The organism is Sphingobacterium sp. UBA865 (genome assembly GCF_002295765.1).
Lineage (GTDB): Bacteria > Bacteroidota > Bacteroidia > Sphingobacteriales > Sphingobacteriaceae > Sphingobacterium > Sphingobacterium multivorum.
Genome location: NZ_DBGB01000010.1, coordinates 99,299 through 111,603, shown reverse-complemented (window position 1 = coordinate 111,603; position 12,305 = coordinate 99,299). Strand labels below are relative to the sequence as shown.

9 protein-coding genes are annotated in these 12,305 nt (G+C 42.6%); all 9 read right to left on the bottom strand.

Features of this window, described 5'->3' with window-relative positions; all coding sequences use genetic code 11:
• Positions 1-9: 9 nt before the first annotated feature.
• Positions 10-444 carry a hypothetical protein gene (locus tag B2O97_RS04415; RefSeq protein WP_286767023.1) on the bottom strand — a complete coding sequence of 145 codons (435 nt, stop codon included), beginning with the start codon at positions 442-444 and terminating at the stop codon, positions 10-12.
• A 172-nt stretch (positions 445-616) separates the two neighbouring features.
• Positions 617-1,774 carry a sialidase family protein gene (locus tag B2O97_RS04410; RefSeq protein WP_286767022.1) on the bottom strand — a complete coding sequence of 386 codons (1,158 nt, stop codon included), beginning with the start codon at positions 1,772-1,774 and terminating at the stop codon, positions 617-619.
• Between the two features lie 68 nt (positions 1,775-1,842).
• Positions 1,843-3,831 (bottom strand): family 20 glycosylhydrolase, encoded by a 1,989-nt coding sequence (locus B2O97_RS04405; RefSeq protein WP_286767021.1) that lies wholly within the window; start codon positions 3,829-3,831, stop codon positions 1,843-1,845.
• 6 nt (positions 3,832-3,837) lie between these two features.
• Positions 3,838-5,055 carry an AGE family epimerase/isomerase gene (locus B2O97_RS04400; protein WP_083295890.1) on the bottom strand — a complete coding sequence of 406 codons (1,218 nt, stop codon included), beginning with the start codon at positions 5,053-5,055 and terminating at the stop codon, positions 3,838-3,840.
• A gap of 32 nt (positions 5,056-5,087) precedes the next feature.
• Positions 5,088-7,199: a GDSL-type esterase/lipase family protein gene (locus B2O97_RS04395; RefSeq protein WP_286767020.1), complete on the bottom strand. Its 2,112-nt coding sequence runs from the start codon at positions 7,197-7,199 to the stop codon at positions 5,088-5,090.
• Positions 7,200-7,227: 28 nt separating this feature from the next.
• Positions 7,228-8,463 (bottom strand): MFS transporter, encoded by a 1,236-nt coding sequence (locus tag B2O97_RS04390; protein ID WP_070564857.1) that lies wholly within the window; start codon positions 8,461-8,463, stop codon positions 7,228-7,230.
• 51 nt (positions 8,464-8,514) lie between these two features.
• Positions 8,515-9,654 (bottom strand): hypothetical protein, encoded by a 1,140-nt coding sequence (locus B2O97_RS04385; protein ID WP_070564854.1) that lies wholly within the window; start codon positions 9,652-9,654, stop codon positions 8,515-8,517.
• Positions 9,655-9,742: 88 nt separating this feature from the next.
• Positions 9,743-10,663, bottom strand: a complete 921-nt coding sequence (locus tag B2O97_RS04380; RefSeq protein ID WP_115049664.1) for a dihydrodipicolinate synthase family protein — start codon at positions 10,661-10,663, stop codon at positions 9,743-9,745.
• 74 nt (positions 10,664-10,737) lie between these two features.
• Complete coding sequence (locus B2O97_RS04375; protein WP_115049662.1) at positions 10,738-12,303, bottom strand: RagB/SusD family nutrient uptake outer membrane protein; 1,566 nt, start codon at positions 12,301-12,303, stop codon at positions 10,738-10,740.
• Positions 12,304-12,305 lie beyond the last annotated feature (2 nt).

The window sequence follows — 12,305 nt, the reverse complement described above, 5'->3', positions numbered from 1 at the left end:
GCCTCTTCCTTATGTAAACTTAGCCCTCACTTCAACTTTACCATAAGTCATACTAAATTTTCCCATCGACTTAACTCCACCCGCATGATAGGCAACAGGATCTCCGGCTACAACCGCATTATCCATACGCAATACAAGATTGCTCCCGTCTTGGGATGCATAAGCCGGCAGGGAGGTCATATACTTATTCCATGCGACAGTGCCCCTGTCTGCATAAGACCATTTTGTGGAATCAAATCCCCCGTTACTATTAAACTCATCCGACCAGATCAGTTCGTAATCTGTTGTCGCTACGGCAGTAGCATTGAATAGCTTAGTCGAGGCCTTCGCCTTACTGACTTCCGGAATCGAAGTTTTTGTTGTTGTCGAGTCTTTTTTGCAGGCAAAAATAGACAGGCTAGTTGCGATTAGGCTCAACACCAGCCAAAATTTGGTTTTTCTCATTTAGTTTTGGATTATTGGTTTTAATTAAGTTATAGCGTTATTTGACAGCCTGTGGAGCAAGCTGCATTAGAAACGAAGATTCATTTTTTTCTTTCATTTCTTCCTTCCTGTTTTAACCAAAAGGAAGAAATGAAAGAAAATGTGTATTATTTCGATAACACGATGTGCCTGGTTATTTAAAATTTACTGGCAGAAAGACAATTGTGCTGTAATTCTCTTTTTCAAATAGAACACCGAGTTTATTTTTATTTAAAAGTACTAAATCGGAATAAGCAGCATAATCCCCTTTCACACCTTCGGGAGCTTTGGCAACGACCTGATTGAAATACCATGTTTTGCCCTGATCTTTACTTAAACGAACGGTTAGATTGTCCCTTCTATGGGTTGATGCAGCATTACAAACAGCCAATACATATTTTCCTTTCTTTTGCCAGGAAAGTACCGAGCCCTGGTTGACTGGATCGGCCAGATTTTTATCATAATAGGTTGTATCCCAACTGACACCACCATCACTGGAATAGGACACAATCCTCGATTTTACGTTACCTTGTTGATTACGGGAATTCATATACAGTCCTGTATGCGATATTTGCGCGGCCATGGTTTCATTTGATCCTTCAAATTTCACGCTCGCCCCTATCTTGAAGGTCTTTCCATGATCGTCCGAGTAATACGAATGCGCAAAATAGTCCTTGCCATTTTCTTTTGGATTTCCTTCAGAATGGTTAGCAGGAATATAAATGCGTCCTTTATACTTACCAGAATCAAATTGTAAAGCATGCCCGGGTGTATTCGCATAGGTTCGCCAATCGTCCTTAAAGGTATATTGCGCATTTACTGACGGTTGATTGGGGCGATGTGTCTCGAGCGTAATATTCTGTGGCTTGGACCATGTTTTACCGCCATCGGATGAACTAATTGACCAACATTCCCGCAGGCCACTCCCTTTGCGCACTTCTCCCTCATGATTATTCCCCGTATTGTAAAAAAGTAAGAGACGTCCTTGAGGATATGCTGGATCCAATAGATCAACTACAGGTGCTGGATTTCCCACCTGTAAATTATCGTTGTCCACAGCGACTTGCAATGGCCCCCAGGTCTTTCCATTATCCTTACTGGTTTTATAAACAATATCCACATTACCAAAATCGCCAGCATGATCCACCCGACCTTCGGCAAAAGCAATTAACTGTCCATTTTTATCCTTTACAATGGCAGGTATACGATAGCTTTTATAGCCCTCTTCGCCTGAAACAAACACATTCACTTCCTGTGCGTGGCAGATACTGGCTAACATTGCAAATACCACCATTGTCCCTAATTTCTTCATATCGATATAAGTTTATTGTTACTTTTCTTTAAAAATTTCATCTGCATTCATGCATTTAGATATACGATTTACTGCTCCCTTTCAATCGGGAGACAGGTAAACATCCATTTCAGTGGATTTTGCCAGTCTTTCCCTTGTAATTTCCCCACGGGCAGTTTGACTACAATGGTATTCCAGCCCTTGCGCAATTGAATCATCGTAGGACTTCGGTAACTGTATCCCTCATCAATTAAGGGGATTTCAAGGTCTCCCCTTTTACCCGCCTGTTGCCAATCTGGCGGAAGCACTTTATGTCCATTGACCCAAAGTGTGCTCATTCGATCGTCCCAGGTCCCCAAATGTGGTGAATCACTGGCATACGAACGCGAGAGATCATTAAAACCGATCCAAAAACCTTGGTTGCCCCCTTTTTCACTCCACACTTTGCTCAGGGCATACACGGTACTATTTTCAAGTGGACGGTCAATCGCCCCTTTAACAACATCAGCCCACCAATGGCGCAATACAATGGTACCTCCGTAAAACTCGCCGATCTTTTTCAAAGCGTTAAAATCTCCTGTAGCTTCATTTTTTAAGGCCATACCCAGATCGCCTTTATTTTCCACAGGCCCGTATAATATCCATTTTTGCCTACTTTGTTGGTGGTAGGGAAAGATAAGACCATTAAAATACAGTTGTTTATGTGTAAGTAAACGCTTTTCAAATTCGACAAAATCAGCCAATCCTTTCACATCCGTTTTGATATTACTACGCCATGCAAAATCCCCTCCCCCTCGCCAGCTGCGCTCCGCAAATGTCAATAAAGCGGGGTAAACTCCATTTTGACGAAATAGATCGTTTTCATTCTTCACCGCGCGATCGGGCCATGAACATAGCGTAGCACCCATTAACTTTTCATTTTCTGCAGACTGTCCGCCCAACTGCCTATAGAACAAGGTCGTCACCGTTTCTAAAGGATCCATGTGATTGATGTACAAGTGCTTTGAATCAATGACTTCAAAAGGCGAATCATTGGTAATAGCTTTTGGGCCACCCATCCAAAGCTGCCGGATTGTGTTTGGCTGCAAATTGCCGCCGGGTTCCCAACCAATAGTTTTTAGACCCAAATCCTCCGTCCATGTTGTCATCATCGGTAAAAATTCTTGATTATGAATTTTCACCTCATCCCCCCCAATATGCAGATAAGGTAGTCCTGGATAAGTGTTTGCAAATTCCTTAACCAGTTCCTTGAGGATAGCTATGCCGCTATCACTCTGCATATCAGTTTTAAAATAACGGCGAAATACTGCTGAATGTCCCGGCATATCAATTTCGGGTACAAGTTGGATATGCCGATCACAACAATACCGAATTAGTTCTTGCATTTCCTCAACGGTATAATACTTTCCCTTCCAACGCTCCATATTCGTCGAGTCGGTCAAACCGGGATATTTTTTGCTGATCAGTCGCCAAGCAATATCCTCAGTGAAATGAAAGTGAAAAATATTCAGTTTATAGCGCGCCATGATATCGATCTGCTCTTTTAGCACATCCATTGACTGAAAATTTCGTCCGACGTCTACCAAGTAACCGCGCCAGCGAAAGGAAGGATAATCGGTAATGGAGCAATAGGGCAACTTGCCATCACTGCCTCTGAGTTGACCCAGAGTTTGTAAGGCATAAAAAACACCGGCACTCGTTCTGGCTTCGATCTGTATTCCCTGTTCATCTACGTCGATCCGATAAGCCTCCAATGATGCCGAAGGTAAAACCAATTGGTGATCACAAACAATGGTGATATTTTTATTCTTGAAGTTGTCGAAAATATCCTGAGTTACATTCCAATCTTTCAACAAGAGGCTTAACATCTGCCTATCAGCATTTTCAACCTCCCCTTTGATATGCACATGGACAAGATCCGGTAAACAATAACGCCCTGTTTTCCAGCTCACAGCATGGGGCATAGGAAGCAAAGGAGGTTTGATTGAATCCGGTAGACAGCATAAAGGACTGATTAAAATAAGAATAACCAGCAGACCGGATAGCAATGTACATGTAATGGACTTTTGGTGCTCCATAATCTTCTACTTAAGAGAATTAAATTCCTTTAAAGTTTGCATACAATACCATTCTTGGCGAGGGAGATGGAAAGGACCTTTAAACAAATTCCCTTTTGCGGTTTGGGCAATCTTCCCATCACGATGGAGGTAACCATACCACTCACCATTGATTTTATCGTGAAAATGATCATAGGCATACTGATTGATCTGCTGATGCCAATTTTTATATTTCTCATTCCCAGTCATCAGGTAAGCGAGTAATGTTGCGATAATCGTTTCATTCTGCGGCCACCAAAATTTCATATCTTGCCAATATTCTTGTACTGGCTTTCCATAGACATCTTGAAAATAGAGTATACCACCATATTCTTTATCCCAGCCCCGTTCCCACATATAATCCAACATACGACAGCCTAGATCAATCAAATGCGGATCGTTTCCCCGGGATCTAGCTTCATGTAGGATAAACCAAGCTCCTTCGATAGCATGTCCGGGATTGAGTGTACGACCGTCAATATGATCGACAATTTCACCTTCAGGTCCTACTTGTTCCATCACGCAGCGAATATCGTCCTTAACAAAATCACGTTCAATCTGTGCGATACAATCACTGATGACACGATCACAACGCGGATCCCCAATGGTCTCACGAATCTGCTGTGCCGTATTGATCATAATCATCGGCACACCTATTCCCTTCATTGGCCTTGTGGCTTCATACTTTGGTTCGATCAATTTTTCTCCATTTGCATACGCGAGGCAAATTCCCAACAGATGTCGTGCTTCATCTGCTATCTCCTCGTCTCCAGTCGCTTTTGCATAGGCTGCAAAGGCGATTGCCGCGAAAGTCTCCGAAAAGAAATAGCGACGCATACGAATAGGATCGCCTAGGCGGTCAACATGAAAATACATTTTTCCATTAGCGTCAAAACAATGCTCTTTCAAAAATTCATAGCCGATTCGGGCTCCTTCCAGCCATTCCTCTTTCTGTTCAACCGTATTGTAAAGTGTGGCCAGCAACCAGCATGCCCTTCCCTGTATCCATACGGCTTTATCGGTATCTATCAAAGTCCCATCCTGATCGCGCATGAACAAATATCCGCCATATTCATGGTCAATGGACCGTGGAAACCAAAATGGTACAGTGTCTTTTAAAAGCTGATCACGATAGAATACTTCCAAATCCTTCAAGTAATCCCTGTCTATTATTTTTGCGGTATCTTTTATACTTATCTGTTTCATGTGTTTTACTACTTACATCAATTCATTTCTATTTATTGAATCTTCAAAGCGAAAGTGGATACCGGTGTTCCAATTTCATTTTGAAGATTTGCTCTACTGAATGGTTCGAATCCATACAGGATTTTGGTGATTTGGAAATTCGGTTTAACGACCTCGATGGTATTATCCGATACGATATTTGTGCTTACATTGAAAATCCTTCCTTTATTGTCCATCAGCTGAAATCCTCTTACCGCTGTATTTTCCTGAGTTTTTAATTTTTTACAATGATCAAATATCAATACCAGCTTATCCTCATGAAGTGTACAACTGACCGGATCAGGATGATCGGCATTCAGTTCAACGTTATACAAGTGTTCCTGCACTAAATTTGCCAAGCGCTGGCCTACTGTAATCTTTTCACGGGGATGTACATCCAAAGAATCTCCTACATCGAGCGTTACGGCCATGTATGTACCTTTAATGCCCTTCTCCAATAAGCGTTGTGCGTTTCTAAAATCTCCCCATGAAGGCCTGTCTATACTGGAAAGCTGCGCGAAGAAAAAGGGCAGTTCTTGGTGAAAATTCTTCCGCCAGGAAGAAACCAATGTTTTAAAAAGACGTTCGTAAAGTTCTATATTATGCGCATTGCTTTCACCTTGATACCACAGTATTCCTTTCAACCCGGTGTTTAACCATTTGCTGACGCCAGCTTCAAAATTGTAAGCTGGTTGATACGGATGACGTTGATTTTTCACGTTCGAACCAGCGAGATTCTGACCCGCACGTTCCCGACAGAACTCCTGCACAAAATCAGATTTTTGCCAGTTATGAATATAAGAAGCCAGCAAATCATCGTTTTCCAATGATTTACGGTCAATCCACGATTCGGTATTGGATCCACCGACAGACAGATCAATAATGCCAATCGGAATATGTTGTTCTCTGGCTATTTGTTCAGCAAAAGCATAAGCAACTGCAGAGAACTGTGCTGCTTCATCTTCATTCGCTTGCCTCCAGCTGCCGTTGAAATAGGCCAAATCGTTTACTTTTTTTAAGCTCGCGGTATCCCATGCAACGGCATTGGTCTCCACAAGATTTTGACATTTAAAAAGCCGCAGATGCTGTATTCTGCCGGCATTTCTGATCAACGAATCACTGTTTGTGGCACGGCGAAGTTGAAAAGCCATATTCGATTGTCCCGAAGCGAGATATACATCGCCAAAAAGAATATTTTTCAACACTACTTTCTGTCTGCCAGAACTCACTGCGATTTCATAAGGTCCCCCAGCTTCCATTTTGGGCAACTTGATTTCCCAGGAACCATCAGGATTGCCCCTAGTCTTATAGCTTTTCTTATTGAAAACGATGTTGATCTCAGCGGCAGCAGTGCCCTTACCAAAGATGCTATTCTCCCAATTACGCTGGAGCACCATATCCGAACCGATGGTTTCGGCCACTTGTAGTTTTTGGCTAAGAGGTACCAGTGCATTAGCCACCTGTCTCGCAATCATTGTTGCTCCTTGCTTATTTGGATGCAAGTAGTCGTCGAAAAGATCTATTCGATACCGAAGCGGGGTGTTGAGATCAATCAGTCCGACTTGATTATTTTGAGCAATCTGAGGAATCAATTCCTGAATCTGGTTGTACCAATCGCGGGTTCCTGAGAGAAAACGCGGATGACCGCTAAAGATAGGCGTCAATCGACAGATGTAAATTTGCATTTTGGGATTAACGGATCGTATGGAATCAATCAAATCCGCGTAATCTGATGCAAAGGAGTATTTATAATTTGGCCAGTTTCTCGGATCGGTATCATTGATTCCCAAATGTATAATGGCAACATCGGGTTTAAAATCCAAGGCCTTCTTGTATTCCTCTGTTTTAAAATAAGGTCTATGCCCCTTACGTAAAAGAGTGGCTCCTGAATGGCCAAAATTCCGTACTTCAAACCGCTGGCCCAACAATGACTGAAGCTGCCCTGGATAAGAATCCAGCCTAGGATTGCCGAGGTCATAACCAAAGGTTACGGAGTTACCAATACAAGCTACCTTTGTCCGGGGCTGTCCCAAGGAAATTAAGATGGAAAGGATCAAACAAAAAAGTAGGCCTCCTTTTTTTGAAATACTGATAGGCATTATGTGGATGAAGGGTTTCATATTCATGATCTATTCATTCAGGATATAGCTGCGGTTACTTTTCCAGTGTTTTCGGTTTAAGAAATAGGATTTGCAAGAGAAGTGCTAACAGTACCGCAGCCCCCAATAATGCAAAACCTAACCCAAAATGGCCTTCATCCTTAAATCTTCCCAGCCATTGTGTGATGACAGCTCCAGCAAATACACCTACCATATTCATAAAGCCATAAGCGGTTGCCCGCAAATTTTTGGGAACAACCTGACAAAGAATAGGCATATTGTTGGCATCGAAAATACCAAAACCAATTCCAAAACAGACTGCCGCCCCCACAACTGCAGGTAGAGTCTGACCTAACCCTAAAAACAATAAAGCCGGTATAGTCAGTCCAAGGCCAATGGCACTGGTATAGATGCGACCGCGGATATGTTTTTGCACCCATCTGTCACTGAGTATTCCGCCGACGATAACCCCGATAAAGGATGAGATCGCAATTGTGATTGTCGACAATGGACCTGCGCTGGCCATTGGAATATTTAGGCTATCTGCAAACAATGTTGGCAGCCAATTTTTGATGGCCCAACCCGGTAAGCTTGGAGCGGCGAAATAAAACAATAGAATCCAGAATGCTACATTGGAAAATAGCAGCAGTAAGCTTTTAAAGAGGGGTAATTGATCTTCTGAAGTACGCTCATCAGTTGACGGTTCGTGCTTCTTCTCCAGGAGCAAGACTGCAAGTAGGAGGGCATAACATATTCCGATAATTCCAAACCAATGAAAAGCAGTATGCCATCCTTTTGAAGCGGCTAATGTTGCACCAAAACCGCCTAAAGCCTGCCCCGTATAGAGTCCTGTCATATGTAGCCCAATGGCCAGCGATCGATTTTTTCCAGTATGGTAATCGGCGATCAAGGAAAGGGCTGTCGGGATATACAGCGCTTCACTAAACCCCATAATAGCCCGTAGTACCAATAGTGTTGTGTAATCGTGCGCCAGCCCCATACCATAAGTTACCGCTGACCAAACAAAAAGACTACCTACGATCAGCCATTTTCTATTGCTACGATCGGCAACGATACCCGCTATCGGACTCATAAGACCATAGATGTAAAGAAATACGGCCATCAATACACCAAAAGTCTCAGCACGCTGCAACTGTGGAATATCGACCTGCATGGCTTCACGCATAGTTGATAGCATCTGCCGGTCCATATAATTCAACAGGGCTACCCCCCAAAGGAGTGCTACAACGAGCCACGGGTAAAAAGATTTATGTCGTAAAGAAGAGATCATCTTAAGCTTTATCAGGGTTATATGAATTTTTTATATCTTATTTTTTCAATCCTATTTATTAGAAAATGTTGCTACTAAAATCTCAGGAGTACGAACGCCTGCCTTAATTTCGCCGCTAGGCAAAATGATCATGTCGTCCCAGACCACCGCTGTCGTGGTCACCGGCCCATCCGATGGCAGATCCGCCATCCGGCTCCATTTTTTAAGATTCAAATCATAGCGCCATATTGCTCTACCGAAACCAGGATGATTGATTTGCAATTTGTTTTTAGCATCAATAAGTTGCTGTCTCTTCGATGGATTCGCTTCCTTTTTAGCGTCAAAGATCAACGATTCCACCCGATGGAAGGTATCACCCCGATCTGCGCTCAGCAACCATATTCCTTGGTCGGGTAATAAACATGCGGTTCCTGCCGCAGCAGGAAAAGGAATGTCTGCCTGTTTAGACCAGGTACGACCATCATCGGTAGAGCACCATAGTTCATGGTATAACGTTGAAGGGCTCTCAGGATGAGCCTTTCTTCCACCCAGTAGATAAAGATTATTTTGGCTATCAGACAACAATTGTAAATGGGAGACGGCATAGGGTAATTTTCCCACACAGCCCCATCCTTTTTCAAGATGCGCCAGATCCAATTGCAAAACTTGGTCCGATACCGTATCCTGCTTTTCACCACCGACGATGACGAGTTTATTCCCATGAACTACCGCTCCCATATTGGCAAGCGGAAATGGGAGATCCGGAAAGTCTGACACCGAAATTTTCTTGTTAGAGCCATCGTATTTAATTAGTCGACAAGCGGCTGTTTTTCCTTCAAGAGTCTCTCCACCGATAACCAGCAATCCATCGGGTAGACTCAGGCTGGCAGCGTATGCAACCGCCATAGAAAGACTATCCTGCGCTGCTAAACGTAGTCTTACCCCTTCTTTTCTGTAAATAAATACTTCTTTTTGGATCTCTTTCGCACCGCCTTCCCAGGGTGGTAAATGCGGAAAATTCGCTCCACCGGCAATCAGAAGACAATCGCCTGTGACACCAGCTATTGGTCCTGCCAAACCAATATGCGCCTTTCCATCTTGCATAGCCGGCAACGTAATGCCTTTATGCCATTCCAATTGACCGACTTGTGCATCAACAGCTCCTGTAAACAGTATTCCCACGATAACTCCCATCCAATGTTGTTTTGTCATATCTATTTATTGTTGAACATACTCGCCAAGCTATTCTTAGTTATCTCCTGAGGGAAACACGTTAGCCCACAAGAACAAGTGAGCTAACTTAATGTGCGCAAAAACCCTGAAAGCCAACTTTCACCGCATCTTCCGTAAACAGTTCAAACTGCTCAACAGACATATTTTTCACGGGCAATCTAAATGCTCCGCAGTCAAGCCCAATTAATTTCATATACGCTTTCCCTACTGAAATACCACCATACTTCCCTAACAACGTGATCATATCGATAGATTGCTGCTGCAAAGCATTAGCTTTTTCAAGCTCTCCCTTATCATAAGCCTCCATAAGTGCAAGGTATAAAGGTGCTGCGTAGTTATAGGTACTTCCGACCGCTCCTTTGTTACCTAATACCAAAGCGGACAGCATATTCTCATCTCTTCCCCATAACATATCATACTTGCGATCTGCATAATTCATACAGCTTAGAAAATCCATAAAATCTTCGTGTGTATATTTGATTCCCTTAAAATTGGGTATCACCCCATCAATCTGCTTCAACAGGTCGATCATCTGGAAATTTCCGCCGGTCAATACAGGAATATGATAATAATAGAAAGCCGTATTCGGTGCCGCACGTGCAATTTCCACACAACATTTTGCCAATTGATCCACATTAGCAGGTTTGAAATAAGATGGTGCAGTAAATGACACGACATCGACCCCTGCTTGTTCGGCCAGCCTAGCCAATTGTTGGCATTCTTTGATATTTGTTCCGCCCAGAAGCATCATGAGTGTAAATGCATCATCCTCTTTTGTCAATCTGGCCCAAGCTGTCATCACTGCAACTTTTTCCTCAAAAGTCAACGACACCCCTTCTCCGGTAGAGCCACAAATAAAGGCTCCCGTGACGCGGTTGCGCTTTAACATCGCATAGTATTGCGGAATCAGCTCAAGATTCAATTCTCCGTTTTCATCGAAAGGAGTAAATGGCGCTGCAATTAATCCTGAGATTTTTTGATTTAGCATATGGTATTTTATATAAAAAGTTAACAATATCCTGTCTCAATCCCACGCGAAGGTCTGAGACAGGATATTCGTTTTTAGGTTCCCTTATAACCTGGATTTTGCTGATCATTTAATTTGGGATCTACAGTAAGTGTCCCCAAGTCTATTGGCCATAAGATTTTATGTTTCTGACCATCAATATTGTTCAATACGCCGACTAAGTTCAAATCTTTACGAAACACCAATGGTTTTCCAGCAGAATCCTGCATGCGTCGCAAATCGAACCATCGCTTGCCCTCGGACACAAATTCCTTTGTACGTTCATAGAAGATCGCTAATTCGTTTGCCTCAAAACTGCTATTTATAAACAAAGGTGCTTTTCCAGCGTATGCCCGATTACGTACAGCCATGATTTCAGCAGTTGGATCCTCTCCCAATTTATTCTTAATTTCCGCCAACAATAAATAGGCCTCCGATAGACGATAAACAGGATAATCATCAGAATAGTTACGAACGCCGTCTATCAAAGTTCCCAAGAATTTTCTAAATACTATAGCAGATGTATTTCCTTTATTAAAATTAAGGAATGTTGCATTTGCCCTCGTATCAGCCTTTTCATATAATCTGTAGAGGTCCATTTTATACTCGTAACGGATCAAACCCGTGGATCCAGCCTGAAGAGGATCTTTTGGAATTGCCTGCCCATTATCATCTACATAGCCTGTGATATCATCACTTGCCGCATAAATGAAATTACTGAAAAATGAAGTCGCTTCTCCATTTAGGTAACGAAGTACAAAGATCATTTCAGCATTACCTTTCATCGCTGGTACACTGGCAGATTTAAAGGCCTCTGCAAAATTGCTGACAAGCGTATATTTAGGAATTACTTCTTCTATAGCGGCTTTTGCAAGTTTTAATTCCGCAAGACTATTCTCTGGGGCCTTTCCATCCACATCAACTTTGGCCGACCATAAATATACCTCCGTTTTTAACATTTTTGTTGCCGCCAAAGACCATTGTGCTTTTTGATTTTTAGTCTCGTAGTTTCCTGAAAACGATTTTTCCGATTTATCAACTTCCGATTTGATAAAGTCTAAGGTTTCTTTTTCCGTTTCTGTTCGCGCCTTATATGCTTCTTCTGCCGAGGTCGGGGTATTAATTGCTGCTTGTGGTTCTGTCACCAAAGGCACCCGGCCATAAGTTCTAAACAAATAGAAATAATAAAAAGCACGCAGTCCGTAGGCTTGCCCCAAATAGTAGCCCTTTTGCAGATCTGTCAAATAATCGGCTTTCTCAACCTGATAAATAAAATTGTTTACCTGAAAAATTGGCGCGTACAATCCAGCCCAGCCCGATATGCCAGGAGAACTTTCACGAATATCCTGTGTAATTATCCCTGCTGAGTTCAATGATGCTGTTCCTGTAAAACTGGTACCATCTCTTAAGGTTCCCCCACGCAGTTCACCCAAATTCCATAAGTTTTGCTGTTGTCCACGTAACTGGGTGTGGAGTCCCAACATAGCACCAGCAACCTGCTCGTTGCTTTTCCAGAAACTGCCGCTGGCAAAGTAATCCTCGGGACTAAGGTCTAAGTCAATTTCTTTGCAAGAAGAAAACAGAAAAACTGCAAGACCTATATATATAAATATCTTTTTCATAA